The sequence below is a fragment of the Terrabacter sp. Root181 genome (assembly GCF_001428505.1).
In the GTDB taxonomy this organism is placed as follows: Bacteria; Actinomycetota; Actinomycetes; order Actinomycetales; family Dermatophilaceae; genus Terrabacter.
In genome coordinates this window covers 80,447-106,013 of sequence record NZ_LMHU01000010.1, presented here as the reverse complement: position 1 = coordinate 106,013, position 25,567 = coordinate 80,447, and the positions used below count along the sequence as shown (strand labels likewise).

Here is a 25,567-nt window from a genome sequence, read left to right as displayed (position 1 = left end):
GCGGGCGCGGCGGGCGCGGCGGGCGCGGCGGGCGCGGCGGGCGCGGCGGTCGGCTCGGTCGGCGCGGTGGGCTCGCTCACGCCACGACGCCCGTCGCGAGCCCGTCGAAGGACCCGGTCCCGACGCGGCGAGCCCACACGGCGGACTGGCGCACGACCTCGCCGACGACGATGACCGAGGGCGAGGCGGCGCCGGCCCGTGCCGCGAGGTCGGGCAGGGTGGCGAGGGTCCCGACGACGCTGCGCTGGTCGGGTGAGAAGCCGCGCTCCACGACCGCGGCGGGGGTGTCGGCGTCGAGCCCGGCTCGCGTCAGGGCCGTCGTCAGTGGGACGAGGTTGTGCATGCCCATGAGGAAGACGACCGTGCCCCCCAGCCCCGCGAGTGAGCGTGCCTGCTCGGGCTCGAGCGGGACGTGCCCCGAGACGACGGTGAAGACGTGGCTGACGCCGCGGTGGGTCACCGGTATGCCGGCACTCCCGGGCACGCCGACCGCAGACGAGACCCCCGGCACGACCGTCACCGGCAGCCCGGCCTCCACGGCGGCCGCGACCTCCTCGCCGCCACGTCCGAAGACGTAGGGGTCGCCACCCTTGAGCCGCACGACCGTGAGGCCGGCGAGCGCGCGCTGGACCATGAGGCGCTCGATCTCGTCCTGGGGCACGGCATGGTGTCCGGGTCGCTTGCCCACGTCGACCACCTCGGCCCCGGGCGCGAGTCGGGCGAGATCGCCCACCTCGGCGAGCCGGTCGGTGAGCACGACGTCGGCCTCCGCGAGGGCGCGGATCCCGGCGAGCGTGAGCAGCTCGAGACCCCCGGGACCCGCACCGACGAGGACGACCCGGCCCCGGGGCGCATCCGGGACCGGCTCGGTGACGACGGGGCACCGGCCCGCGAGCGAGTCGCGGACCGTGACCCACGTCGACGCCGGCCCGACGAGGACGGCGAGCCGCACGCGGGCGCACACCTGCGTCGTCACGTCACGCGGCGAGGCGGCCACCGTCACCACGGCCCCGGCTCGCTCGTGACGACGCACGACGGCGGCCGTGAGGCCCGGAGGCCCCACGACGAGCACGGGAAGTCCCGTCAGGTCGGTCTCGATCAGCACGGCGGCCTCCCGTCGCAGCTCGCGTTCCACGTCGGGTCCCACGGTAGGAAGCGCGTGTTTCGTCAGCGTTTCCGTCCCGCGATGGCCCGGTAACGACCGGCTCACCCGGTCGTACGCGTGCGGTGCGGTCGCGTGGACGCGTCCCCGCCGGGCCGGTCGGGGCGCCGGCGACCGTCGCGGACCTGACAGAGTGAGGCCATGACCAGCCCAGCGCCCGTGCTCGTGGCCGTGGCCCACGGCACGTCGTCGGCCGCCGGCCGGTCGGCGATCGGCAGCCTGGTCGCGGCGGTCGCCGCCCGGCGCCCGGATCTCACGGTCCGGGCGGCGTTCGTCGACGTGCAGCCACCGGACCCGGCCGCCGTGCTGTCCTCGTTGCAGGGCGACGCCCCCGCCCGGCTGGTGCCGCTGCTCCTCTCTGCGGGCTACCACGTCTACGTCGACCTGGCGGAGGCCGCCGACGCCGTGCCCGGCACGACCGTCGCCCCCGCTCTCGGGCCCGACGACCGACTCGCCGATCTGCTGCGCGACCGTCTCGTCGCTGCCGGCCTGCGTGACGACGACGTCGTGGTGCTCGGCGCCGCCGGGTCGTCGCAGTCCTCCGCGGTCGCCGACTGCGAACGCGTGGCCGCCGCTCTCGCGCGGATCTTCGAGCGCCCCGTCGTGGCGGGCTACCTCTCCGCCGCGCAGCCGACGCTGGCCGATGCCGTTGCGGCGCAGCGGATCCCGGGTCGGCGGGTCGTCGTCGCGACCTACCTGCTCGCCCCCGGGTTCTTCGCCGATCTCGCCGGCAGGTCCGGCGCCGACGTCGTCACTCCCCCGCTGCTGCTGCCCCACGAACCCGCACCCGACGCCCTCGTCGACGTCGTCGTCGAGCGCTACCTCAGCTGACGAACGCCCACGCGCCCCAGGCTGCGAACAAGCCGAGCGCGACGTTGGCGGCGACGTTGCCCACGGCGTCACGGCGCCGGTTCTCGAGCCACAGCTCCACGGTGTCGGCCGCCAGGGTCGACAGCGTCGACAGACCGCCGCAGAAGCCGCCGATGACGACGAGCGTCCACGTCGGGCCGAGCTCGACGCGGTCGGCGACGACGACCCCGCCGACGACCGATGCGACGACGTTCGCGGCGAGCACCCCGAAGGGCAGCGGGCGCTTCGACAGCGTGCGCACGAGCCACGTGCGCAGCAGCGCCCCGGTCGAGCCGGCCCCCACGGCGAGCACCCAGCCCCACCACGCGACCGAGCTCACGCGGTCTCCCGCTCGGCGGCGGTGAGCAGACCGCCCGACCACATGCCCAGCGCGGCCGCGGCCACCCCGAAGACGATGCTCGTCAGCAGGCCGAGCGCGACGGCATACCCCGGGGTGCCGTCGACGAAGGCGATGCTGAGCGCGGAGAAGGACGTCAGCGACCCGAGCCCGCCGGAGCCGAGCATCGAGCGCAGGCGGGGTTTCACGGGAAGGCGGACGAGCAGGCCGAGGAGGAACGCGCCGACGACGTTGATGACGCTGATGCGCGGGTCCCAACCGCCCCCGTGGTCGCCGCCCACCGTCAGGAGCAGCCGGAGCAGCGTGCCCACGGCGCCGCCGAGGGCCACTGCGAACGGGTGCATGCCGCCAGTCTCTCAGCCGGACCGCCGCGGCCCCGGGTGGCCCACGCCCGGGCGTGCCGCGGTGTCGTGCCAGCGGCGTGGCGCTCAGTGGATCGGCAGGCCCAGCCCGTGGGCGGCGGCGGCCGGCACACCCGCCGGCAGGAGCGGCCCGTAGGTGGCGTCCAGGGGCGCGACCGCCGCACCCGCACCGTCGACAGTGCCGATCCAGTGGCTCCCGCCCACCCCGTGCAGCGGCTGCGGCACGCCGGGCGTGACGAGCGGCCGCCCGCCGCCCGGTCCGCCGCCCGCCGGAGCGCCACCGCCGCCGACGTGGTGCCAACCACCCGACCCCGCGGACGTGCCGCTCGACCGGTGCTGGAGATCGGCGTTGTCGTGCAGGCGCCTGGACAGCCGGTCGAGCTCGGAGCTGATGCGGGTCAGGTCGTGCTCGACCCGGCGCCAGCGCTCGACGAGCTGTTGCAGGTCCGGGCCCTGCCACACGCGCTGCATCGCGGACACCGCACGCTGTCCGCGCGCACGGACGACGTCGACCTCGCGTCCGAACGACGCCATCCGACCCGCCGAGTCGCGCAGCGCGTCGACGTCAGCACCCTTCGAGAACACGGATCTCCCCTTCACCCCGGCAAACCGGGCCCATCCTCACCCGACGGCCGCGCCTCGTGCAACGGGGAGCCCTCCCCGGCCGCCCGGCATACTCGGAGCGTCCCACCCGCCGCCCGAGGAAGGTATGCCGCTGCGCCCGCCACGTCGCTACCTGACCCTCGCGTCGCCCGCCTCCGCCGAGCTCGAGGTCAAGCGCTCGCGCTTCGTCTGCGACCTGGCGCCCGCGGCGACGGAGGAGTCGGCGCGCGCCTTCGTCGACCAGGTGCGGGCGCGCAGCCGCGACGCCCGGCACCACTGCACGGCCTTCGTGCTCGGGCCCGACGGCGCGACCCTGCGCAGCAACGACGACGGCGAGCCCTCCGGGACGGCGGGTGCGCCGATGCTCGACGTGCTGCGCGGCCGCGGGCTCACCGACGTCGTGGCCGTCGTCACACGATGGTTCGGCGGCACCCTGCTCGGCACCGGAGGCCTCATCCGGGCCTACGGCGACGCCGTCTCCACCGCCGTCGACGCCGCCACCGTGGTGACCTACGAGCTGCGCGAAGGACTCGTCGTGACCGTCACGGGCGCCGACGGGCCACGCCTCGAGAACGCGCTGCGTGGACACCCCGGCTGCGCCGTCACGTCGACCGCCTGGGGCGCCACGGGGCTCGTCCTCGGGCTCGCCGTCGAGCCGGGCACGCAGGACTCCGTCCGTGGCCTCGTCGGAGCCCTGACGTCTGGCGCCGGCAGCCTCGCCGCCGGACCCTCGTCCTGGGTCGCGGTCCCGGCGGGCTGACCGGCCGGGACCCGCGTGAGAGCATGCCTGCATGGGCTTCCAGATCGCCAACGAACCAGCCGCTGACCAGGTCCTCGACGAGTACCCGTTCGCCGTCGTCGTCGGGATGATGCTCGACCAGCAGTACGGCATGGAGCACGCCTTCCGGGGCGGATACAAGGTGCTGAGCCGCTTCGGCACGCTCGACCCCGCGGCGATCGCGGCCGCCGATCCCGAGGCCTTCAAGGCCATGGCCAGCACGCCGCCCGCGATCCACCGCTTCCCCGGCTCCATGGCCGCGCGCCTGCAGGAGCTCGCTGCCCTCGTCGAGAGCCGCTACGACGGTGACGTCACCCGGCTGTGGACCGAGGCGACCACCGGCAAGGAGCTCTTCGCTCGTGTCCAGGAGCTGCCGGGCTTCGGCAAGCAGAAGGCCCAGATCTTCGTGGCCCTGCTCGCCAAGCAGCTCGGCGTCCGTCCGGAGGGCTGGGAGGCCGTCGCCGGCGACTACGCGCTCGACGGCTACCGCTCGGTGGCCGACGTCGTCGACGCCGACTCACTCATCAAGGTGCGGGAGTACAAGCAGGCCAAGAAGGCCAGCGCCAAGGCAGCCCAGGACGCCTGACCCACCAGGCTTTTCGCACGTATGCCGCTGGGCTCGCTTCCACGAGAAGCGAGCCCAGCGGCATACGTGCTCTCAGGCAGCGCCTGACGAGGATCAGTCGGCGAGGAAGCCGAGCAGGTCAGCGCGCGTCAGCACACCGATCGGCTTGCCGTCCTCGACGACGAGGATCGCATCGGACTCCTCGAGCTCCTTGCGGGCCGCCGACACCGGCGAGCCGGCACCGACGAGGGGAAGGCCGTTCTCCATGTGCTTCTCGACGGAGTCGGCGAGGTGGGCCTGGCCGGTGAACAGCGCTGCCAGCAGGGCCCGCTCGCTGACGGAACCGGCGACCTCACCGGACATGACGGGCGGCTCGGCCTTGACGACCGGCATCTGCGAGACGCCGTACTCGCGCAGGATCTGCACCGCGTCGCGGATCGTCTCGTTGGGGTGCGTGTGCACGAGGGCCGGCATGTCGCCCGACTTGCCGTGCAGGACCGAGCCGACCGTGGCCTCGGTGTGGTCGTTGAGGAAGCCGTAGGAGTGCATCCACTCGTCGTTGAAGATCTTGCTCATGTAGCCGCGTCCGGAGTCGGGCAGCAGCACGACCATGACGGCGTCCTCGGGCAGGTCCTTCGCGGCGCGCAGGGCGGCGACGACGGCCATGCCGCACGACCCACCGACGAGCAGCCCCTCCTCGCGGGCGAGGCGGCGGGTCATCTCGAACGAGTCCGCGTCGCTGACGGCGATGACCTCGTCGACGACCGACGGGTCGTAGGCGCCGGGCCAGAAGTCCTCACCGACGCCCTCGACGAGGTACGGGCGGCCCGTGCCGCCGGAGTAGACCGAGCCCTCCGGGTCGGCGGCGATGATGCGCACCGCGCCGTCGCTGACCTCCTTGAGGTACTTGCCGGTGCCGCTGATCGTGCCGCCCGTGCCGGCGCCCGCCACGAAGTGCGTGACGCGGCCGTCGGTGTCGCGCCAGATCTCGGGACCGGTCGTCAGGTAGTGGCTGTTGGGGCCCTCGGGGTTGTAGTACTGGTTCGGTTTCCAGGCCCCGTCGATCTCGCGCACGAGCCGGTCGGAGACGGAGTAGTAGGAGTCGGGGTGCTCGGGCTCGACCGCGGTCGGGCAGACGACGACCTCGGCGCCGTAGGCCTTGAGCACGTCGCGCTTGTCCTGGCTCACCTTGTCGGGGCAGACGAACACGCAGTGGTAGCCACGGCGCTGAGCGACGAGGGCGAGACCGACGCCGGTGTTGCCGCTCGTCGGCTCGACGATGGTGCCACCCGGCTTGAGCAGGCCGTCGCGCTCGGCGGCCTCCACCATGCGCAGGGCGATGCGGTCCTTCACCGAGCCGCCGGGGTTGAAGTACTCGACCTTGGCCAGCACCGTGCACCTCACCCCCGCGTCCGCGACGACGGAGCCGAGCTTGACCAGGGGCGTGTTGCCGACGAGGTCGGCGACGTTCTCTGCGTACTTCACGCGCCCATCCTAGGAGGGCCGTCCCACGTGCCGAGACAGGCGGTGCCGCCCAGCAGCGGCAAACGGGGCACGGACGGTCCGGGTGGGGCGTTACCGTGGTGGACCCGGTCGAGCCGGCTCGACCACGACGAGGGAGGGGCTCCGGCATGGGGCGTGCACGACGCGCGCGCAAGATCGCCCAGGCGGCCGCCTACGGCGGCGGGATGGGCGTCGCCGGTCTCGGCGCGCTCGGAGCCCTCGGCTACGGCATCCTGCGCGGCGAGGCGATGATGGCCCGACGGATCGTGGGCCAGCCCTTCGAGGGAGCCCCGTCCGACAGCGGCACCTACGGCTCGGGCTCGGGCGTGCCCCTGCAGTTCCTCGTGCTCGGCGACTCGACCGGTGTGGGGATGGGCGCCGACCATCCGCACCAGACCATCGGCGCGACGATCGCCAGCGGCGTCGCGGCCTTCAGCGGCCGGCCGGTCGAGCTGACCAACGTCGCCGTCATCGGCGCCGAGTCCACCGGTCTCGACGAGCAGGTCGAGCGCGGTCTCGCCGCCGTCCCCGCGCCCGACGTCGCCGTCATCATGGTCGGTGCCAACGACGTGACCCACCGCATCGACAAGTCCATCGCCGTGCGCCACCTCGAGATGGCCGTCCACTGCCTCCGCGAGGCCGGGGCCGAGGTCGTCGTCGGCACCTGCCCCGACCTCGGCGCCATCCAGCCCCTGCCCCAGCCCCTGCGCCTGCTCGCGCGCCGCTGGTCCCGCGACCTCGCCGCGGCACAGACGGTCGCCGTCGTCGAGGCCGGCGGCCGTGCCGTGTCGATCGGCGACCTGCTCAGCGAGGCCTTCTCGGCCGAGCCGCACGTGATGTTCAGCAAGGACCGCTTCCACCCGAGCCCGGCCGGCTACGCGCGCGTCGCGGCAGCCCTGCTCCCGACCGTCAGCGCGGCGCTCGACCTCTTCGGCGAGGGGCGCACCCCGATCCAGCCCAACCTCCGCCGCGGCGAGAGCGTCGGCCCGCTGGCGGTCGCGGCGACCCGCGCCGTCACGCAGCCGGGCACGGAGGTGGCCCCCGCCGAGGTCGGCGGGCAGGCCCGGGGCGCCCACGGGCGCTGGGCCGTGCTGCTGCACCGCATTCGTCCGGCCGTGCCCCTGCCGGCGTCGGGAGGAACGCGTGAGGTGCCCGCCGACGCGCCCGGGTCGGGTCCGGGGACGACCGGGACGGCCTACGCCCTCGGTGAGGCGGACCCGCTGCGGGCGGGCGACTCCGGCGACTACGGCAGCTCCGGCGACTCGGACGGGCGGCCCTCGGACGGACGCGCCGAGGACCCCGTCCTGCGCTGACCCCGGCACCCGGGGACCGGGGACCGGGGACGGCGAAGGGGCCGCCCGCTCGTGCGGACGGCCCCTTCGTGCTGCTTACGGAATCAGCTGATCTTCATGATCTGGCTCGCCTCGGGCGCCTTGATCCCCAGGTCGGCGTTCCACTGGGAGAAGTCGAGCTGGCCGGGGCTGTCCGTGGAGCCGGTGAAGCGCACGACCTCGTTCTTGTCCTTGGAGACGTAGAGCGCCCCCTCGGCCTTGCCCTTCTTGTCGGTGAGCACCCAGCAGTCCACGCCGCCGACGTTCTCGCTCGCGACGTCGGTGGCCAGCTGCTCCGGCGTGACCGCACCGAAGGCCTTCTGGAGGAAGCTCTTGAGGCTGAGGCTCTCGGTCATCGAACCGGCCGAGGACGGCGCCTTGATGAACTTGTCGCCGGCCTTCTGCACGGACGCCGGGGCGCCCTGCTTCTTCCAGAAGGTCTCGTCGCCCTGGATGTAGACGGCGTCGCCGACGGAGATGACGCGAGCCTTGCCGTCGCCCTCCATCTCGATGGCGATGTCGGCGGTCTTGCCGTCGCTCGTGCCCTTGAAGTCGATCTTGATCGTCTTGCCGCTCTGGTCGACCTGGCCGACGAAGGCGCCCGACGTGGCGGCCAGCGCGTTGGTCTTGGCCTTGTCGAGGATGTCGGAGGCCTCGGGGGCGTCGCCGGCGGGGGTCGACGTCGAGCTCGTCGAGGCGGCGGGCGTGGACGAGCTGGAACCGGTGGAGCCGCTGGTGGGCGTCTCGGACTTCGAGCACGCGGCTGCGCCGAGGCTGATCGCGATCGCGCCGGACACGGCGACGACGCGGGTCGTGAAGGTCTTCATGGTGGGCGTGCCCCCTGATCGTCGGAGGGTCCGGTGTGGGTGTCCGGACCGGGTCGGCGCGGACGGCGCCGACAACTGCCCCACCCTATCGGCGAGACGCAGGTCATGGCCGACGGCCTGTCCAACCGGTGCGAGGACGTCCTACCATCGTGGGGACTGAGCAAGCGCTTAGTCGCCCGTCGCACCGCCGCGCGGGCTGTCGATGCTGCACCAGGAGATCCCCCGTGACCGAAGCCGTCATCGTCTCGACCGCCCGCTCGCCGTTCGGCCGGGCCTTCAAGGGCTCGCTCAAGGAGGTCCGTCCCGACGACCTCGCCGCCACGGTCATCCAGGCCGCGCTCGACAAGGTGCCCGCGCTCGACAAGCGCCTCGTCGAGGACCTCTACCTCGGCTGCGCCGAGCCCTCGGGCCGGCACGGCTCCAACATGGCCAAGGTCGTCGCCACGTTGCTCGACCTCGACGCGACACCCGCTGCCACGATCAACCGCTTCTGCGCCTCCTCGGCCCAGACGACCCGGATGGCCTTCCACGCGATCAAGGCCGGCGAGGGCGACATCTTCGTGTCGGCCGGCGTCGAGTGCGTCTCGCAGTACACCGACTGGGCCGGTGCCGGCGGCGCCAAGGAGGACCAGCAGAACGGCCGCTTCACCGAGGCCCAGGCCCGCACCAAGCGGATCGCCGAGACCAACGAGACGTGGACCGACCCGCGCGAGGAGGGCCTGCTCCCCGACATCTACATCGCGATGGGCCAGACGGCCGAGAACGTCGCGACGGCCTACGGCATCTCCCGTGAGCGTCAGGACGAGTGGGGTGTCACCTCGCAGAACCGCGCCGAGGCCGCCATCGGCCGGGGCTTCTTCGACTGGGAGATCACGCCGGTCACGACCCCCGACGGCACCGTCGTCACCAAGGACGACGGCCCCCGCGCCGGCGTGACGCTCGAGGCCGTGCAGGGCCTGAACCCCGTCTTCCGCCAGCAGGGCACCGTGACCGCCGGCAACTGCTGCCCCCTCAACGACGGCGCCGCGGCGCTCGTCATCATGAGCGACACCAAGGCCAGGGAGCTCGGGCTCGAGCCGCTGGCGCGCGTCGTCTCGACGGCCGCGACCGGCCTCTCCCCCGAGATCATGGGCCTCGGCCCGGTCGACGCGACCAACCTCGCCCTCAAGCGTGCGGGCCTGTCGATCGGCGACATCGACCTCTACGAGATCAACGAGGCCTTCGCCGCCCAGGTCATCGGCTCGGCCGACCAGATCGGGATGGACTACGACAAGCTCAACGTCAACGGCGGCGCCATCGCCATCGGCCACCCGTTCGGTGCGACCGGCGCGCGCATCACCGGCACCCTGGTCAACGCGCTGCGCGAGCGCGACGGCCAGTTCGGCCTCGAGACGATGTGCGTCGGCGGCGGCCAGGGTATGGCCGTCATCTTCGAGCGCCTCAGCTGAGGCTCCTCCCCCAGCACCACGTCGAGTGGGCACCGTCCCCGCGGGACGGTGCCCACTCGGTGTTCGGGGCCGGGGGAAGGAGCCCACTCGCCTAGAGGGAGCGGCGTATGCCGGCCAGCTCGTCCGCGACTGAGGTGGGGTCGGTGCCGGGCCGGGCCCGATAGAGGTCGAGGACCATGACGGCCAGCTGGTCCATGACGACGGCCGGGCCGAGGTCGGGCACCGGCTGCGATTCGCCGCCACGGGACCCGGCCACGCGGTCGGCGAGCGACTGGACGACGTGGTCGAGCGGCAGCTGGTGCCACCGCTCGACCACGCGCCGGAGCTCGTCGGACACCTCCTGCGGGGTCGGCGAACCCGCGCCTGAAGGTGTCATCGGACGTCAGTCGCGCAGACGCGCGAAGAGACGGACGAACTCGATGTAGAGCCAGACGATCGAGACGATGAGGCCGTGGGCGAGCAGCCACGAGTACTTCTTCGGGGCGCCCATCTGGACCGCACGGTCGATCGAGTCGAAGTCGATGGCCAGGGAGTACGACGCGAGGCCGACGCCGAGGATCGACAGCCCGATGCCGAGCGGGCCGCTGGCCCCGAAGCCCCAGCCGTCGATGACGCCGGTCATGAGCAGCACGACCTGCAGCAGCGAGAAGAGGCCGTAGCCGACGATCGCGAAGAAGAACATCCGGCGCGTCTTGTCGTTGACCTTGACGAAGCCGGTCGCGTAGCCGACGTACATGGCCACGAAGACGCAGAGCGTCGCGAGCACGGCCATCTGCACGACGCCGTCGTAGTCCGGGATCGCCGCGATGTACTGGCTGAAGGCACCGAGGAAGGCGCCCTGCAGCACGGCGTAGACCATGAGCAGCGGCACCGAGACCTTCTTCATGAAGGCGATGACGAAGCCGAGGATCAGCGTGCCGAACATGCCGCCGAGCCAGAACGGCAGCGTCATGTCGGTGTTGGCCTCGGTCCAGAACCACGACACGAAGGCCACGGCGATCGTGACGACGAAGAGCGCGATGCTCTTGACGACGACGTCGTCGACCGTGACGCGACCGGTGTCGGCCGGACCGGCCGGCGGCTGCGCGTACATCTCGTTGAGCTGCTGCGCGGTCATCGCATCCTGGCCCGCGTAGCCGGCCGTGGCGGCCTGCGTGCCCTGCTGCGCCGGCTGCTGCGGACTGCCCTGGGGCGCGTCGAAGCCGGCGTAGCGCTCCTTCTCGATCTGCTTGTTGAGCCGGTCGAAGACCGGGTTTCCACCTGCCATGTGAGTGCGCTCCTCGAAGCACTGGGTGCCACGACCCGCGAATGGGCGTGGCGACTGTCCCCAAGAGTAAGCGAACGCACCCCTCCGGAAGGTTCCCGCGCGCGAGAAGCACACGCCCGAAACGTGATCGTGACGCGGCCCGGTCGACCGTCCCGGCACGGCTCGACGGGCATACTGGGGACCCCGCCCCCGTGGCCCAATCGGCAGAGGCAGGCGACTTAAAATCGCCAACGGTGAGGGTTCGAGTCCCTCCGGGGGTACGTGACGGAAGTCAGCCGTCCCAGAGCGGCAAGGTAACAGTCCGGCCCACGCCTTGGGCGTGGCACGGCACGCACCCTCCCGCTCCGCCTAGACTGACCCTCGAGATCGAGGTCCAGGGGCCAGTTCACCGCGCTCCTGCACGACCTGTGCCGCATCGAGAGTGCGAACCCCTCAGACCACACGAAGGAGCAGCGGGTGCTGGAGCACCGTGTCGCCGGCGCGACGACGACGGCTCCCGTCCGCACGCCCTGGGTCGTCGACCCCCGCGTCGTCGAGTTCGGGGAGCGTCTCGCCGCGGCCATGCGTCGCAGCTGGGCCGACCCCATGGTCCGCCGCGGCACGCTCGGCATGTCGCTGGTGGCGGCCGGCTCGATCAGCCCCGCCTTCCTGCCCGCCGACACCTTCGAGCTGCCGGCGTCGCCGCTCATCGAGCGCTTCGGCCTCGAGTGGCTCGGCACCGGAGCCGGACGGGTCCTGACGACGATCCTGCTCGCGGTCGGCATGGCGCTGCTCGTCGACGCGTGGCTGCGGATGCGCCCGGTCCACGGCCGCAAGGCGCCCTCGCTCGCCTGGCTCCTCTGGAGCCTGCCCATCATGCTCGCGCCGCCGCTCTTCAGCCGCGACGCCTACAGCTACGCCGCCCAGGGCAAGATCGTCTCCCGCGGGATGGACCCGTATGCCGTGGGCCCGTTCTGGGTGCCGGGGCCGTTCGCCGACCAGGTCGACCCGATGTGGGTCGACACCCCTGCGCCGTACGGCCCGCTCGCGCTCCAGGTCCAGCACGTCGTCGTCGGGATCTTCCCCGACAACGCGTACGTCTCGGCCGTCGCCATGCGCGTGCCGGCGCTGCTCGCGGTGGGGCTGCTCGCGTACGCCCTCCCCCGCCTCGCCGAGCGCTACGGCGTCAGCGGCCGGCACGCCCTCTGGCTCGGGGTGCTCAACCCGCTCGTCATGATGCACTTCATCGGCGGTGGGCACGGCGACGCCGTCATGGTCGCCCTCGTCGTCTTCGCCCTGCTCCTCGCCAGCCGCGGCCAGTTCATCCTGGCGGCCATGACGATCGCGGCGGCCGCCGCCTACAAGCAGACGGCCGTCCTGGCCCTCATCGGCGTCGTCGGCATGGCCCTGCAGGCCCAGACCGACCTCGAGCCCGGCGCCCCGGCGCGCCTCAAGGCGATGGTCCGCCACGGACTCGTCTACGGCGGCATCACCGCGTCGACGTTCACGGGCATCACGGCGCTGACCGGCCTGGGCTGGGGCTGGATCCCGAACCTCTCCGTGCCGGTCTCACTGCGCTCGATGCTCTCGCCCCCGACCTTCGTCGGCAGCGTCGTCGAGTGGCTCCTGAGGCTGGCCGGCATGCCCGAGAGCGTGGCCTCGGCGCCCGTCCCCATCGCGCAGACGATCGGCCTGCTCGTGAGCCTCGCCGGCATCGCGTGGATCACGTGGCGCGTCGCCCCGCGCAACCCGGTGCTCGCCACCGCGTGCGCCCTGCTCGTGCTCTGCGCCTCCGGCCCGGTCCTCCACCCGTGGTACCTCCTCTGGGGCGGGCTGCTCCTCGCCGCCGTGCGCCTCTCAGCCAAGCACGTGCGAGCCGTCGTCTTCGTGACGCTCTTCTTCGTGACCTATGGCGTCGTCGACGCGACGGTCTCCAACGGCACGTGGGCGCTCGGCGTCTCGGCAGCCCTGTGGATGGCGGCCCGGCTGCGGGCCAACCGCCGTCGCGTGCACGAGCAGGCCGGCGAGCCCGTGCTCGCCGCCGCGCTCCCCCGCGGCTGACGCCCGGTCAGGCGCCGCGGGCTGCGCTGAGCGCGATGCCGTCGAGGATGTCGTGCTCGGACGTGACGACCTCGGTGACGCCCGCGCGGTCGACGACCCGCTCGACGACCCGTCTCCACACCAGTGCGCCCGCGCCGATGACGTCGACGCGCCCCGGGTGCATGTAGGGCAGCTCGGCGCGCTGCGCGCGCGACATGGCCAGCAGGTCGTCGCACGCGGCGACCATGTCGGCCGGCGCGGAGCGCGCCAGGTGGGTGCGCTCGGCGTCGTATGCCGTCAGGCGCAGCAGGTGCGCCGTGATCGTCGTGACGCTGCCGGCGAGTCCGACGAGCGTCGCGACGCCCTCGAGGGGGACCACGGACTCGGCCACGTCGAGTGCCGCGTCGACGTCGCGCACGGCCGCCGCGATCTCGGCGTCGGTGGGCGGGTCGCTGACGAGGTGTCGCTCGGTCATCCGCACGCAGCCGATGTCGACCGAACGGGCGACCTCGACGTGATCGGTGCCGCGGACGAGCTCCGTCGAGCCGCCACCGAGGTCGACGACGAGGTAGGGCCCGGAGACCCCCTGTGCCGCAAGGTCTCCCGTGGCGCCCGCGAACGACAGCGCCGCCTCCTCGTCACCGGAGACGACCTCGGGCGACACCTCGGTGCCGTAGTGCTCGACGAACGCGGCACGCACGCCCTCGATGAAGTCGGCGGCGTTGCGAGCGTCGCGAGAGGCCGACGTGGCGACGAAGCGCACGTGCACCGCGCCCAGCTCACGGCACGCCGCGGCATACTCCCGGGTGACCGCGAGCGTGCGCTCCATCGACTCGGGGGCGATGACACCCGTGCGGTCGACGCCGTGACCCAGGCGGACGATCTCCATGCGACGCCGGACGTCGGTGAGGGCACCCGTGGCGGGGTCGACGTCGGCGACGAGGAGGCGGATGGAGTTGGTGCCGCAGTCGATAGCGCCGACGCGGAGGGTCGTGTCACTCACCGGCGGCCACCTCGGCGGCGGCGTCCTCGGCCGCGTGCACGGCGGCGCACGACGTCGGGAGCCACCAGTCGTCGAGCATCGCGAGGGCCTCGTCACCGAGCGGGTTGACGCCCGGACCTGCAGCGAGCGAGTGGGCGACGAGGACGTGCAGGCACTTGACGCGGGTCGGCATGCCGCCGGCGGAGATGCCGTCGATCTCGGGCACGTCACCGAGCTCGGCACGCTGCGCGAGGTAGTGCTCGTGCGCCCTGGCGTAGGCCGCGGCGAGCTCCTCGTCGTGGGTGAGCCGCTCGGTCATCTCCTTCATCAGACCGCCGGTCTCGAGCGTGCTCACGGCGCCGGTCAGGCGCGGGCACGTCGCGTAGTAGGTCGTCGGGAACGGGGTGCCGTCGGGCAGGCGGGGCTCCGTGCGCAGGACGTCGGGCTCGCCGCACGGGCAGCGGTGCGCCACCTCGGCCACGCCGCGCGGGGGGCGGCCGAGCTGGCGCTCGACGGCGTCGAGGTCGGCGACCTCGACCTGGTGGGTGCCCGCCTCGGGCTGCGGGGACGGACGGGAGGGGACGCTCACGCGGAACTCACTTCTCGGGCTTCAGGGGTGACCACGGGTCACCTGGTGCGGGTGACACCCGCGGTGGGTCGGTCGGCGATCTGGATCGACTGCCACACCTTGCCGTACCAGGGCGACGCGGCGTTGGCCATGGGCGCGGCGACGACGGGGCGCTCCGAGGCCGGAGCGCTCGCGTCGTCGGTGGACGGGTCGATGACGGTGTAGGCGCGGTCGCCGACCCGCACGAACTTGAGGCGCTCGCGCGCCTGGACCTCGATGTAGGCGGGGTCCTTCCACAGCGCGGCCTCGCGCTCGAGCTGCTGCACGGTCTCGCGCTGCTCGGCGACCTTGTCGTGCATGGCCGAGGCGTCGCCCCGCTGCTGCACGAGCGAGCGGAGGGTCGGCACGATCGTCACGGCGAGCATGACGAGGATGCCGAGCAGGATGGCGCCGCGCACCCACGCCGTCGAGGCCGACGGCGGGGCCGTCTGGGGCGAGCGAGGGCGGGCCGCGAGAGCCGGGCGCTCCTTGCCCGCACCGGGGCGGCTCGCGCGCGAGGCCCCGGGTCGGGACTGGCCGGGCCGCGTGGCCGACGAGCGGCCGGCACCGGCACGACCCGTCGACCGTGCGGAGGAGGCCCGGCCGGCGGACGTCGAACCCGACGCTCCCCCGGCCGAGGTGCCGGGCTTCGAGGCTGCCTTCGGCCCCGGCTTGGGTCCGGGCTTCACGCCGGGCTTCACGCCGGGTTTCTCGCCCGCCTTCGTGCCGGGTGCGTGGCGGGCCGGGGACGGCCGCGCGCCGCCGCCCGGGCGACCCGTCGACGACGGGCGGCCCGGGCGGGATGGCGTGCGGTCGGCCACGAGGTCAGCCCTCGGCGCCGAAGCGGCTCGCGTCGAAGCGCGGGAAGGCGCCCGTGCCGGCGTAGACGGCGGCGTCGTCGAGCTCCTCCTCGATGCGCAGCAGCTGGTTGTACTTCGCGACGCGCTCGGAGCGGGCCGGGGCGCCGGTCTTGATCTGGCCGCAGTTGGTGGCGACGGCGAGGTCGGCGATACTGACGTCCTCGGTCTCGCCCGAGCGGTGGCTCATCATGCAGCGGTAGCCGTTGCTCTGCGCGAGCGTCACGGCGTCGAGCGTCTCGGTGAGCGTGCCGATCTGGTTGACCTTGACGAGCAGCGCGTTGGCGGTGCCGGTCGAGATGCCGCGGCCGAGGCGCTCGGGGTTGGTGACGAAGAGGTCGTCGCCGACGATCTGCACCTTGGAGCCGAGCAGGTCGGTCATCGACTTCCAGCCGTCCCAGTCCTCCTCGTTGAGGGGGTCCTCGATGGACACGAGCGGGTAGGCCTCGACGAGCTCGGCGTAGTAGGCGACCATCTCGTCGGCCGACTTGCTCGCGCCCTCGAAGGCGTAGGAGCCGTCCTCGAAGAACTCGGACGCCGCGACGTCGAGGGCCAGGGCGATGTCGCGGCCCGGCTCGTAGCCGGCCGCCCTGATCGCCTCGAGGATGAGGTCGAGCGCCGCACGGTTGGACTCGAGGTCGGGGGCGAAGCCGCCCTCGTCGCCCAGGCCGGTCGCGAGACCGCGCTCGTGCAGGACCTTCTTGAGCGCGTGGTAGACCTCGGCGCCCCAGCGCACGGCCTCACGGAAGGTCGGCGCACCGATCGGCGCGATCATGAACTCCTGGATGTCGACGTTGGAGTCGGCGTGCGACCCACCGTTGAGGATGTTCATCATCGGGACCGGGAGCACGTGGGCGTTCGGGCCGCCGACGTAGCGGAAGAGCGGGAGGCCCGCCGACTCGGCCGCGGCGTGCGCGACGGCGAGCGAGACCCCGAGGATCGCGTTGGCGCCGAGGTTCTCCTTGTTGGACGAGCCGTCGAGCGCCATCATCTCGGCGTCGATGAGGCGCTGCTCGCTCGCGTCGAAGCCGACGAGGCGCGGGTTGATCTCCTCGATGACCGCGTCGACGGCCTGCTCGACGCCCTTGCCGAGATAGCGGCCCTTGTCGCCGTCGCGTCGCTCGGACGCCTCGAAGGCGCCGGTCGAGGCACCCGACGGGACGGCCGCGCGAGCGAACGTGCCGTCGTCGAGACGGATCTCGACCTCGACGGTGGGGTTGCCGCGCGAGTCCAGGATCTCGCGGGCGCCAATCTCCTCAATGCTGGCCACTTGGCTCTCCTGTGCTGGTGCTGCTCATGGGTGCTCTTGGGTGCTCGGCGCGGGCGGGACGCGGTGGTACCGACCCCCGGACACCGGGCACAGTGCTGGGACGAGCCTAGCCCGTGGGGTCCGCGGCCCGGTGGAGCGACCCGGCATACGGGCAGGACGAACGGCAGGTGGGGCAGACCCGGACGTATCGGACACGGGGACAAACGGGGCCCTTCCACCCATACTTTTTTTACCTCTTCCTTACCAAGGACTGACCGGGAGCAGGCATACTCACAACTAGCCATCCGGGGGGGTGGAGCTGGTCGTGAATAGGGCACCAGTGGGTGCCGGGGGTGGGGTGTGGACATGGGTCAGCCCATGCGCGAGTCGGGGGTTGTTCTGCTGAACGTGAGCGCGCGTCCTGTGACGCAGCCGCTCAGTGAGAGGAGTCGGGGGCAGCGGCTGCTGCAGCTCGGCATCGCCGGTGGAGACCTCGTCATCATCACGGCGGCGACCGCCCTGGCGGCCGTCGGACGCACGAGTCTCGACGTCTTCGACGTCGCGAACGACGTCAACCAGGTCGCCCAGTCGGTCGGCCTGTGGATCGTGGCTGCCTGGATGGTCGCGAACCTCGCGCTCGGGACGTACACGAGCAGCCACCTGGGCGTCGGGACCATCGAGTACGCGCGGGTCTGCAGTGCGGCCGGGCTCACGGCCGGGGCGATCGGCATCCTCAGCTACCTGACGAAGTTCAACCTCTCCCGAGGGTTCTTCGTGCTGATCTTCGCCATCGGGCTGCCCCTCGTGCTGCTCTGGCGCTGGTACGCCCGGCGCCTCGTGCACCGGGCCCACGCCCACGGCCACCTGCTGACCCGGGTGCTCATCTCGGGCTCGGCCGGTCACGTCGACGACGTCGCCGCGGTCCTGGAGCGAGAGACCTGGCTCGGCTACCGCATCGTCGGCGCCCTGACGCCGGAGTCGCAGCCCACACCGTCCACCCCGCAAGGGGTCCCGGTCGTCGGGACCACCGGGCAGACCGCGGAGTCGGTGATCGCCGAGAAGGCCGACATGGTCGTCTTCACCGAGGGCGCGTTCCCGTCGGCCGTCGACTTCCGCCGGATCGCCTGGGACCTCGAGGGCCACCACGTGCAGATGGCGGTCGTGCCGAGCCTCAGCGACATCAGCTCTGGCCGCATGGCGATGCGCCCGGTCGGCGGTCTGCCCCTCGTGCACGTCGAGCAGCCCCAGAGCCTGGGCGCCTCCCGCGGCCTCAAGCGCGCGTTCGACTTCATGGGCGCGACGCTGCTGCTGCTGGTCGCCGCGCCCGTCATGATCGTCGTCGCGGTCGCCACCAAGCTCCAGGACGGCGGCCCGATCCTCTTCCGCCAGACCCGCGTGGGGCGCGACGGCGAGCTCTTCGAGTGCCTCAAGTTCCGCAGCATGGTCGTCGACGCCGAGGCCAGGCTGTCGGGCATCACGCACCTGAACCAGAACGCCGACGGCGTCCTCTTCAAGGCCCAGAGCGACCCCCGGATCACCCGCGTCGGCGCGTTCATCCGCCGCTACTCCATCGACGAGCTGCCTCAGCTGATCAACGTCGTCAACGGCGACATGAGCCTTGTCGGCCCGCGGCCCGCCCTGCCGGCCGAGGTGCGTCGCTACGTCCCCGACGTCCAGCGCCGTCTCCACGTCCGGCCCGGCATGACCGGTCTGTGGCAGGTGTCCGGACGCAGCGACCTCTCGTGGGAGGACACGGTGCGCCTCGACCTCTACTACGTCGACAACTGGTCCATCGTCCAGGACCTCTCGATCATGGCCAAGACCATCCACGCGGTCTTCGCCTCGCGCGGCGCCTACTGACGCCGCTCCGCCAGCCCCGTGAGGGCCGCGACACCGCACCCGGTGACGCGGCCCTCACCGTCTGGTGCCGGCTCACGAACCCGAGGGCCTATGGCGTCCGGCCGGCTCAGGCGTCCGGGTGGGCCGGCGCGCCGGTTGCGCCGGCCGCGCCGGTTGCGCACGCCGCGCTCGCGGCCTCGAGCCCACGCAGGGTCTCGCGCAGGGCGGCCTCGGCGTCGACGCCCTCGGCTCGTGCGCGGCGGACGAGGTCGAGCAGCTGGGCGCCGAGGTCACCGGTCGCGACCGCGTCGTCGACGAGGTCGTCGCGGCCTGCACGGCGCAGGCGGGAGACGTACTTCTCGGCGCGGGCCAGGGCCGGCAGCGAGCTCGGGACACCCTCGACGGGATGGGTCCGGTGCTGCTTCTCGTCGGCCTTGATCGTCTCCCAGTTGGCCTCGACCGCGTCGGCCGTGTCGGCCTCGACGTCGGAGAAGACGTGCGGGTGACGCCGGACGAGCTTGTCGACGAGCCCTCCGGCGACGTCGTCGATGCCGAACGGCTCGGTCGAGTGATCCTCCGCCACGCGGGACTGGAACGCGATCTGCAGCAGCAGGTCGCCGAGCTCCTCCTGCATGTGGGCCGGGTCGCCGCTCTCGATGGCCTCGATGGCCTCGTGCGCCTCCTCCAGGAGGTAGGGCACCAGCGACTCGTGGGTCTGCTTCGCGTCCCAGGGGCAGCCGCCCGGCGACCGGAGGCGGTCCATGACGGCGACGACGTCGAGCAGCCGCGCGCCGGGCACGTCGAACGAGCCGATGAGCAGCTCCACCTCGGGCGGCTCGGGCAGCCGTGTCACCTCGACGGCGATCGCGTCGCTGAGGCCCGGGTCGCCGTCGGACGAGCCGACCCACACGACATCGCCGAGAGCGGAGGCGGTGACGAGGTCACGTGCGAGGTCGGCCGGGTGCCCGTCCTCGCGGGGCAGCACCTCGATGCCGGCCTCGACCACGGCGGCGACCTGCGGCTCGTCGGGACGGCCCCACACGGCATACGCCTGCTCGAGACCCTGCCACGCCTCTCGGGTCAGCAGACCCGGGGCGATGCGCGGGGTCGTGACGAGCAGGACGACGCGGGCGGTCACGACGGCGAGGGGCGCAGGACTACTGCGCGGTGGTCGGCGCCGGGGCGGGGGCCGCGTTGGCGCTCGGCTTGACCCAGTTGGGCGTCTGCTGGCCGATGGTGAAGTAGACCGGCCCCTCCTCGGACTGCACGACCGAGCCGTACTTCGGGTTGACCGTGATGTCGGCCTTCTTGAGGTCGGCGCGGTAGGCGGCGACGTCGGCGGGCGTCATCTTCTGCGACTGGATGAGGGCGACCGCCGCGACGAACTCCTTCGTCGTGTCGGTGGCGTCGGGGATCGAGGAGATGACCGAGGCATAGGTCTCGTCGGGCTTCCAGCTGCCGGACTTCGCGACGACGTCCTTGAGCAGGGGCGCGGCGACGAGCGCCGTGACGACGATGTTCTCGGCGAAGTCGAGCTTGGCCGCCTTGAGCTGGTCGTACGTCTCGCGCACGTCGGACTCGTGGATGACGTCGCCGTTGACGACGGCGGCGGCCTGCTGGCGCGTCTCGAAGCCGCACCCGCCGAGCAGCGACACGGCGCCGAGCGCGGCGATGCCGACGACGGCCACGCGCTTCGCGGGTTGAGCAGACCAAGCCTTCACTGATTTCCTCCTCTGGCGGATGCGTCTGACATCCTACGGGGCTCCTACCCTGGTTTTCGCCGCGCCCGACGATGCGCCGGCCGACGCCCCCGTCGCGGCGGACGACGCGGCCGCGATGTCGTCGAGCAGGACGGCCGTGATCAGCTGTCGGGCCCACGTCAGGACCTCGACGTCACGCAACGGCTTGCCGCCGACACGGGCCGTCATCGGGGCCGGGACGAGGATGGTGCCGAGGGCGTCCTTGACGAGCGTGCCCGGGTAGAGGCGCATCAGCCGCAGCTGCTGGCTCTCGCGGAGGTCCTTGACCGGGCCGAAGCGCACGACCTTGCCCTGCACCCCGATGTCGCCGATGCGGGCGGCCCGGGCCACGACGCGCAGACGAGCGACCTCGAGGAGGTTCTCGACCGGCTTGGGCGGCGCGCCGTAGCGGTCGCGCAGCTCGGCCTCGATCTCGTCGACGGCCTCGAACGTCTCGACGGTCGCGAGCTTCTTGTAGGCCTCGAGGCGCAGCCGCTCCCCCGGCACGTAGTCGTGGGGCAGGTGGGCGTCGACGGGCAGCTCGATCTTGATCTCGGCGGGCAGGTCGACGGCGTCGCCGCGGAAGTCGGCCACGGCCTCGCCGATGAGACGCACGTAGAGGTCGAAGCCGACGCCCTGGATGTGGCCGGACTGCTCGCCGCCGAGGAGGTTGCCGGCGCCGCGGATCTCGAGGTCCTTCATGGCCACGGCCATGCCCGACCCGAGGTCGGTGTTGCTCGCGATGGTGCGCAGGCGGTCGTGCGCCGTCTCGGTCATCGGCTTCTCGGGCGGGTAGAGGAAGTAGGCGTAGGCCCGCTCGCGGCCACGCCCGACGCGACCGCGCAGCTGGTGCAGCTGGCTGAGACCGAGCATGTCGGAGCGCTCGACGATGAGGGTGTTGGCGTTGGAGATGTCGAGGCCGGTCTCGACGATCGTCGTGCAGACGAGCACGTCGAAACGCTTCTCCCAGAAGTCCTCGACGACCTGCTCGAGCTTGTGCTCGCCCATCTGGCCGTGCGCGGTGGCGATGCGCGCCTCGGGCACGAGCTCGCGCAGCCGCGCCGCCGCCTTCTCGATGCTGCTCACCTTGTTGTGCACGAAGAAGACCTGGCCCTCGCGCAGCAGCTCGCGGCGGACGGCCGCGGTGATCTGCTTCTCGTCGTAGGCGCCGACGAAGGTCAGCACCGGGTGGCGCTCCTCGGGCGGCGTTGCGAGCGTGGACATCTCGCGGATGCCGGTGACCGCCATCTCGAGCGTGCGCGGGATGGGGGTGGCCGACATCGACAGGACGTCGACGGCCGTGCGCATCGTCTTGAGCAGCTCCTTGTGCTCGACGCCGAAGCGCTGCTCCTCGTCGATGATGACGAGGCCGAGGTCCTTGAACGCCACGTCCTTGGCCAGCAGGCGGTGCGTGCCGATGACGAGGTCGATGGTGCCGTCGGACATCCCGGCCATGACGTCCTTGGCCTGCTTGTCGCTCTGGAAGCGCGAGAGCGAGGAGACCTTGACGGGGAACTGCGAGTAGCGCTCGGCGAAGGTCTGCTGGTGCTGGCTGACGAGCAGGGTGGTCGGCACGAGGACCGCAACCTGCTTGCCGTCCTGGATCGCCTTGAACGCCGCGCGCACCGCGATCTCGGTCTTGCCGTAGCCGACGTCGCCGCAGATGAGGCGGTCCATCGGGACCTGCTTCTCCATGTCGGCCTTGACCTCGTCGATGCTGACGAGCTGGTCGGGAGTCTCGACGTAGCCGAAGGCGTCCTCGAGCTCGCGCTGCCACGGGGTGTCGGGTGCGAAGGCGTGGCCCTTGGTGGCCTGGCGCGCGCTGTAGAGGCGGATGAGGTCGGCCGCGATCTGCTTGACGTAGCGCTTGGCCCGCGACTTCGTCTTGGTCCAGTCGGAGCCGCCCATCTTGTTGAGCGTGGGCTCCTCGCCGCCGACGTACTTCGTCACCTGGTCGAGCTGGTCGGTCGGGACGAAGAGGCGGTCACCCGGTTGGCCGCGCTTGCCCGGGGCATACTCGATGACGAGGTACTCGCGCGTCGCACCGGCCACGGTGCGCTGCATCATCTCGACGAAGCGCCCGACGCCGTGCTGCTCGTGGACGACGTGGTCGCCGGGACGCAGCTGGAGCGGGTCGACCTGGTTGCGCCGGCGTGACGGCATGCGTCGCATGTCCTTGGTGGACGTGCCGCTGCCGGGCTGACCGGTCAGGTCGGTCTCGGTGAGGACCTCGACGCGCGCGCCCTCGTGGACGAAGCCGCGGCCGAGGGTGGCCGTGGTGACGTGGACCCACCCCGGCTCGAGCATGTCGTCGCCGGTGGTGTCGAGGGGGCGCACCGCGACCTCGTGCTCACCCAGCACCTCGGCCACGCGCTTGGCCAGACCGGGACCCTCGGTGACGACGGCGACGGCCCAGCCGTCGCGGACCCGCTCGCGCAGGTGCTCGACGGCGCGGTCGGTGTCGCCCCGGAAGGCCTCGGGATCGGTCGTGCGCACGGCCAGGCGCTCGTCGACGTCGTCGTCCTCGATGACGAGGTCGGCGTCGGCGGCGAAGGGCGTGAGGGTCCACCAGGCGCGCCCGGTGCGCTCGGCGAGGGCCCGCACGTCGGCGAGCGACCAGTACGACGCGCTGCCGAGCAGCGACTGGAGGTCGACGGGCACGTGGTTGCCGGCTGCGGCGTTGGCCCAGCTCGCCTCGAGGAACTCCTCGCTCGTCGCGACGAGGTCGTGGGCACGGCGTCGGACCCGCTCCGGGTCGGCGAGGAGCAGGATCGATCGCTGCGGCAGGATGTCGAGGACCGACTCCATGCCGTCGACGAGGGCCGGCGCGAGGGACTCCATGCCCTCGACGGCGATGCCCTCGGCGACCTTGGAGAGCATCTCGGCGACGCCCGGCAGCTGGTCGGCGAGCGCACGTGCCCGAGCGCGTACGTCGTCGGTGAGCAGCAGCTCGCGGCACGGCGGCGCCCAGAGCCCGTGGTCGGCGATCTCGAGGGAGCGCTGGTCGGCGACCTTGAACCACCGCACCTCCTCGACGGTGTCGCCCCAGAACTCGATGCGCACCGGGTGCTCCTCGGTGGGCGGGAAGACGTCGAGGATCCCGCCGCGCACGGCGAACTCGCCGCGCCGCTCGACGAGATCGGTGCGGGTGTAGGCGGCGGCGACGAGCGCGTCGACGACGTCCTCGAGCGGACGCTCGTCGCCGGCGCGCAGCGCCACGGGCACGAGCTCGCCGAGACCCTTGGTCAGCGGCTGGAGGATGGCGCGCACGGGCGCGACCACCACCGAGAGCGGGCCGTATGCCGGGTCGTCCGGGTCGGGGTGGGCGATGCGTCGCAGCACGGCCAGCCGCCGACCGACGGTGTCGCTGCGGGGCGAGAGGCGCTCGTGCGGCAGGGTCTCCCACGACGGGAAGACGGCGATCCGGTCGGCGGAGAGGAAGAGACCGAGCGCGCTCGCGAGGTCCTCGGCCTCGCGCGTCGTCGCCGTGACGACGACGACGGGCGCGGGGTCGGTGGCGGCCGGAGCGGCCGCGGCCGCTCCGGACCCGTCGGCCTGCTGGGCGAGCGCGGCGACGAGGAACGGGCGCGTGCCGTCGCTCGCGGAGACGTCGACGAGACGTGCCCGCCCGACCTGGTCGAGGACGTGGCGGACATCGGGAAGCGCCCTGAAGGCGGACAGCAGTGGGTGCGGCATCAGGTCCTCCAGTCTAGGTCGGTGCGGCGACAGCCGTGACGCCGGTGCTGGCACGGACTGTGGAGGCCCAGCGCGCGGGGGGCCGCCGGGGAGCTCAGGTCAGCGCGGCGCGTGGAAGCGCTGCTGGGCGTCGAGCAGCCCGACCTCGATGAGCGCCTCGACGGCGTCGGCGCCCTCGTCGACCAGGAAGGGCAGGACCTCGGTGCGCTCGGCCTTGGAGAAGTCCTTGAGGACGAAGTCGGCGGGATCCTGACGACCGGGCGGTCGGCCGATGCCCAGTCGGACGCGGAGGTAGTCGCGGGTGCCGAGCGAGCGCGAGATGGAGCGCAAGCCGTTGTGGCCGCCCTCGCCGCCGCCCTGCTTGAGCCGCACGAGACCGGCCTCGATGTCGAGCTCGTCGTGGAGCACGACGACACGGTCGACGGGCACGTCGTAGTACTTCGAGAGGCCGGCGACGGCCGAGCCCGACTCGTTCATGAACATCGACGGGACGGCGAGCACCACCTTGGGGCCGCCGACGCGCAGGCGCACCTCGGCGACGCGGGCCCGCGCGGCCTTGTGCGCCTTGAACGTGGCCCGACCGCCCACCGCACGGCCGGCGACCTCGTCGACCGTCATGGCCCCGACGTTGTGCCGGTTGCCGGCATAACCGGGCCCGGGGTTGCCGAGTCCGACGACGAGCCAGGTGTCCATGCGGTCCTCGATCGGTGGTCGGTGGTGATGGGCTCACGGTCGGGTGCTGCTGGTGCGGGCACGGGCCCCGCCGAGCCGGAGCTCGGGCGGGACCCGTGGACGCGTGGTGTGGCGCGCGGCGCCACGGAAGGACGGAGGCTCAGGCCTCGTCGCCCTCGCCCTCGGCGGACTCGCCCTCGGCGGACTCGCCCTCGGCGGCCTCCTCGTCGGACTCCTCGCGCTCGATGCCGGCCTCGGCCTCGGCCTCGGCGAGCTCGGCCTCGAGGGCCTCGGCGGAGATCGCCTGCGTCACGTTGACGACGAGGGCGTCCTCGTCGGTGACGAGCGTCGCGCCCTCGGGCAGCTCGATCGCGCCGGCGAGGATCTGCGTGCCGGCCTCGAGGCCCTCGACGGAGACGACGACGTTCTCGGGGATGTTCGTGGCGAGCGCCTCGACCTGCAGGGTGTTGTGGTCGAGCGTGACGACGGTCTCGGGAGCGGCCTCGCCCTCGAGGTGCACGGCGACGTCGACGGTGACCTTCTCGCCCTTGCGGACCACGACGAGGTCGACGTGGTCGATGACCGGCTTGATGGCGTCGCGCTGGACGTCCTTGGCGAGCGCGAGCTGCTCCTTGCCGTCGACGACGATCGTGAGCAGGGCGTTGGCCTGCTTGAGGGCCATCATCGTGTCGTGGCCGGGCAGCGAGATGTGCACGGGGTCGGTGCCGTGGCCGTACATGACGGCGGGGATGTTGCCGGCGCGGCGGATCTTGCGGGCCGCGCCCTTGCCGAAGTCGGTGCGCTTCTCGGCGACGAGCTTGGTGTTGTCGGACACGGGGGTCTCCTGGGGGTCT

24 protein-coding genes and 1 tRNA gene are annotated in these 25,567 nt (G+C 72.5%); 8 read left to right on the top strand and 17 right to left on the bottom strand.

From position 1 onward, the window contains the following. Nucleotides 1-76: 76 nt before the first annotated feature. The gene (gene cobA, locus ASD90_RS20510) at nt 77-1,147 is read right to left on the bottom strand and encodes a uroporphyrinogen-III C-methyltransferase (RefSeq protein ID WP_056760571.1); all 1,071 of its coding nucleotides are present in this window, start codon (nt 1,145-1,147) and stop codon (nt 77-79) included. Nucleotides 1,148-1,303: 156 nt separating this feature from the next. Here cobA and ASD90_RS20505 point away from each other — a divergent pair, with 156 nt between their 5' ends. Next, nucleotides 1,304-1,993 carry a sirohydrochlorin chelatase gene (locus tag ASD90_RS20505; RefSeq protein WP_056760568.1) on the top strand — a complete coding sequence of 230 codons (690 nt, stop codon included), beginning with the start codon at nt 1,304-1,306 and terminating at the stop codon, nt 1,991-1,993. Here ASD90_RS20505 and ASD90_RS20500 read toward each other — a convergent pair. The 3 genes from ASD90_RS20500 to ASD90_RS23660 all read right to left on the bottom strand — a co-directional run bounded on the left by ASD90_RS20500 (nt 1,986) and on the right by ASD90_RS23660 (nt 3,316). Then, nucleotides 1,986-2,351, bottom strand: coding sequence for a CrcB family protein (locus ASD90_RS20500; protein ID WP_056760566.1), 366 nt, complete (start codon nt 2,349-2,351; stop codon nt 1,986-1,988). The genes ASD90_RS20505 and ASD90_RS20500 overlap by 8 nt on opposite strands. After that, nucleotides 2,348-2,713 carry a CrcB family protein gene (locus ASD90_RS20495; protein WP_056760562.1) on the bottom strand — a complete coding sequence of 122 codons (366 nt, stop codon included), beginning with the start codon at nt 2,711-2,713 and terminating at the stop codon, nt 2,348-2,350. Before ASD90_RS20495 ends, ASD90_RS20500 begins: the two co-directional genes overlap by 4 nt. Before the next feature lie 84 nt (nt 2,714-2,797). Then, a complete protein-coding gene (locus tag ASD90_RS23660; RefSeq protein WP_056760559.1) occupies nt 2,798-3,316 on the bottom strand; it encodes a WXG100 family type VII secretion target in 519 nt (172 codons plus the stop codon). A gap of 124 nt (nt 3,317-3,440) precedes the next feature. Between ASD90_RS23660 and ASD90_RS20485 the strand changes: the two genes are divergently transcribed. Both ASD90_RS20485 and ASD90_RS20480 read left to right on the top strand, forming a co-directional pair. Next, entirely contained in the window at nt 3,441-4,094 is a 654-nt protein-coding gene (locus ASD90_RS20485; RefSeq protein ID WP_056760556.1) for a YigZ family protein, read from the top strand. Between the two features lie 31 nt (nt 4,095-4,125). Further along, a complete protein-coding gene (locus ASD90_RS20480) occupies nt 4,126-4,698 on the top strand; it encodes an HhH-GPD-type base excision DNA repair protein (protein ID WP_056760553.1) in 573 nt (190 codons plus the stop codon). Between the two features lie 93 nt (nt 4,699-4,791). On the opposite strand, the gene ASD90_RS20475 is transcribed toward ASD90_RS20480, so the two are convergent. Next, on the bottom strand, nt 4,792-6,162 hold the full coding sequence (locus ASD90_RS20475; RefSeq protein WP_056760551.1) for a cystathionine beta-synthase: 1,371 nt from the start codon (nt 6,160-6,162) through the stop codon (nt 4,792-4,794). A 146-nt stretch (nt 6,163-6,308) separates the two neighbouring features. Here ASD90_RS20475 and ASD90_RS20470 point away from each other — a divergent pair, with 146 nt between their 5' ends. After that, nucleotides 6,309-7,493, top strand: coding sequence for an SGNH/GDSL hydrolase family protein (locus ASD90_RS20470; protein ID WP_056760549.1), 1,185 nt, complete (start codon nt 6,309-6,311; stop codon nt 7,491-7,493). 83 nt (nt 7,494-7,576) lie between these two features. Here the strand turns inward: ASD90_RS20470 and ASD90_RS20465 are convergent, their stop codons facing one another. Continuing rightward, nucleotides 7,577-8,338 (bottom strand): hypothetical protein, encoded by a 762-nt coding sequence (locus ASD90_RS20465; RefSeq protein WP_056760546.1) that lies wholly within the window; start codon nt 8,336-8,338, stop codon nt 7,577-7,579. A gap of 224 nt (nt 8,339-8,562) precedes the next feature. Between ASD90_RS20465 and ASD90_RS20460 the strand changes: the two genes are divergently transcribed. Beyond that, nucleotides 8,563-9,786: an acetyl-CoA C-acetyltransferase gene (locus tag ASD90_RS20460; RefSeq protein ID WP_056760544.1), complete on the top strand. Its 1,224-nt coding sequence runs from the start codon at nt 8,563-8,565 to the stop codon at nt 9,784-9,786. Nucleotides 9,787-9,877: 91 nt separating this feature from the next. Here the strand turns inward: ASD90_RS20460 and ASD90_RS20455 are convergent, their stop codons facing one another. Further along, nucleotides 9,878-10,162: a hypothetical protein gene (locus tag ASD90_RS20455; protein ID WP_056760541.1), complete on the bottom strand. Its 285-nt coding sequence runs from the start codon at nt 10,160-10,162 to the stop codon at nt 9,878-9,880. A gap of 6 nt (nt 10,163-10,168) precedes the next feature. Beyond that, on the bottom strand, nt 10,169-11,053 hold the full coding sequence (locus ASD90_RS20450; protein WP_056760540.1) for a Bax inhibitor-1/YccA family protein: 885 nt from the start codon (nt 11,051-11,053) through the stop codon (nt 10,169-10,171). A gap of 185 nt (nt 11,054-11,238) precedes the next feature. Between ASD90_RS20450 and ASD90_RS20445 the strand changes: the two genes are divergently transcribed. Beyond that, a tRNA-Leu gene (locus ASD90_RS20445) sits at nt 11,239-11,313 on the top strand. Nucleotides 11,314-11,509: 196 nt separating this feature from the next. Beyond that, on the top strand, nt 11,510-13,093 hold the full coding sequence (mptB, locus tag ASD90_RS20440; RefSeq protein ID WP_056760538.1) for a polyprenol phosphomannose-dependent alpha 1,6 mannosyltransferase MptB: 1,584 nt from the start codon (nt 11,510-11,512) through the stop codon (nt 13,091-13,093). Nucleotides 13,094-13,100: 7 nt separating this feature from the next. Here the strand turns inward: mptB and ASD90_RS20435 are convergent, their stop codons facing one another. From ASD90_RS20435 to eno, 4 genes are all read right to left on the bottom strand, one after another. Then, nucleotides 13,101-14,075: an exopolyphosphatase gene (locus tag ASD90_RS20435; protein WP_056760536.1), complete on the bottom strand. Its 975-nt coding sequence runs from the start codon at nt 14,073-14,075 to the stop codon at nt 13,101-13,103. Continuing rightward, on the bottom strand, nt 14,068-14,643 hold the full coding sequence (locus ASD90_RS20430) for a DUF501 domain-containing protein (protein WP_056760533.1): 576 nt from the start codon (nt 14,641-14,643) through the stop codon (nt 14,068-14,070). The genes ASD90_RS20435 and ASD90_RS20430 overlap by 8 nt, the downstream gene beginning before the upstream one ends. Before the next feature lie 38 nt (nt 14,644-14,681). Then, complete coding sequence (locus tag ASD90_RS20425; protein ID WP_235506833.1) at nt 14,682-15,362, bottom strand: septum formation initiator family protein; 681 nt, start codon at nt 15,360-15,362, stop codon at nt 14,682-14,684. Between the two features lie 124 nt (nt 15,363-15,486). Further along, a complete protein-coding gene (gene eno / locus ASD90_RS20420) occupies nt 15,487-16,788 on the bottom strand; it encodes a phosphopyruvate hydratase (protein ID WP_056760527.1) in 1,302 nt (433 codons plus the stop codon). Between the two features lie 387 nt (nt 16,789-17,175). Here eno and ASD90_RS20415 point away from each other — a divergent pair, with 387 nt between their 5' ends. Beyond that, entirely contained in the window at nt 17,176-18,627 is a 1,452-nt protein-coding gene (locus ASD90_RS20415) for a sugar transferase (RefSeq protein WP_235506832.1), read from the top strand. Nucleotides 18,628-18,733: 106 nt separating this feature from the next. Here ASD90_RS20415 and ASD90_RS20410 read toward each other — a convergent pair whose 3' ends face one another. The 5 genes from ASD90_RS20410 to ASD90_RS20390 form a co-directional block, all read right to left on the bottom strand. Next, a complete protein-coding gene (locus ASD90_RS20410; protein ID WP_056760520.1) occupies nt 18,734-19,744 on the bottom strand; it encodes a MazG family protein in 1,011 nt (336 codons plus the stop codon). Nucleotides 19,745-19,763: 19 nt separating this feature from the next. Then, nucleotides 19,764-20,327, bottom strand: coding sequence for a hypothetical protein (locus tag ASD90_RS20405; protein WP_235506831.1), 564 nt, complete (start codon nt 20,325-20,327; stop codon nt 19,764-19,766). A gap of 33 nt (nt 20,328-20,360) precedes the next feature. Beyond that, on the bottom strand, nt 20,361-24,041 hold the full coding sequence (gene mfd / locus ASD90_RS20400) for a transcription-repair coupling factor (RefSeq protein ID WP_056760514.1): 3,681 nt from the start codon (nt 24,039-24,041) through the stop codon (nt 20,361-20,363). 99 nt (nt 24,042-24,140) lie between these two features. Continuing rightward, nucleotides 24,141-24,734, bottom strand: coding sequence for an aminoacyl-tRNA hydrolase (pth, locus tag ASD90_RS20395; protein WP_056760510.1), 594 nt, complete (start codon nt 24,732-24,734; stop codon nt 24,141-24,143). Between the two features lie 139 nt (nt 24,735-24,873). After that, on the bottom strand, nt 24,874-25,548 hold the full coding sequence (locus ASD90_RS20390) for a 50S ribosomal protein L25/general stress protein Ctc (RefSeq protein ID WP_056760507.1): 675 nt from the start codon (nt 25,546-25,548) through the stop codon (nt 24,874-24,876). Nucleotides 25,549-25,567: the final 19 nt, after the last annotated feature.

What these genes read in the sequence shown, in the direction of transcription:
- ASD90_RS20505 (WP_056760568.1), top strand. Translation starts at nt 1,304, where the DNA reads ATGACCAGCCCAGCGCCCGTGCTCGTGGCCGTGGCCCACGGCACGTCG.
- ASD90_RS20495 (WP_056760562.1), bottom strand. Translation starts at nt 2,713, where the DNA reads ATGCACCCGTTCGCAGTGGCCCTCGGCGGCGCCGTGGGCACGCTGCTC.
- ASD90_RS20485 (WP_056760556.1), top strand. Translation starts at nt 3,441, where the DNA reads ATGCCGCTGCGCCCGCCACGTCGCTACCTGACCCTCGCGTCGCCCGCC.
- ASD90_RS20480 (WP_056760553.1), top strand. Translation starts at nt 4,126, where the DNA reads ATGGGCTTCCAGATCGCCAACGAACCAGCCGCTGACCAGGTCCTCGAC.
- ASD90_RS20470 (WP_056760549.1), top strand. Translation starts at nt 6,309, where the DNA reads ATGGGGCGTGCACGACGCGCGCGCAAGATCGCCCAGGCGGCCGCCTAC.
- ASD90_RS20465 (WP_056760546.1), bottom strand. Translation starts at nt 8,338, where the DNA reads ATGAAGACCTTCACGACCCGCGTCGTCGCCGTGTCCGGCGCGATCGCG.
- ASD90_RS20455 (WP_056760541.1), bottom strand. Translation starts at nt 10,162, where the DNA reads ATGACACCTTCAGGCGCGGGTTCGCCGACCCCGCAGGAGGTGTCCGAC.
- ASD90_RS20450 (WP_056760540.1), bottom strand. Translation starts at nt 11,053, where the DNA reads ATGGCAGGTGGAAACCCGGTCTTCGACCGGCTCAACAAGCAGATCGAG.
- mfd (WP_056760514.1), bottom strand. Translation starts at nt 24,041, where the DNA reads ATGCCGCACCCACTGCTGTCCGCCTTCAGGGCGCTTCCCGATGTCCGC.
- pth (WP_056760510.1), bottom strand. Translation starts at nt 24,734, where the DNA reads ATGGACACCTGGCTCGTCGTCGGACTCGGCAACCCCGGGCCCGGTTAT.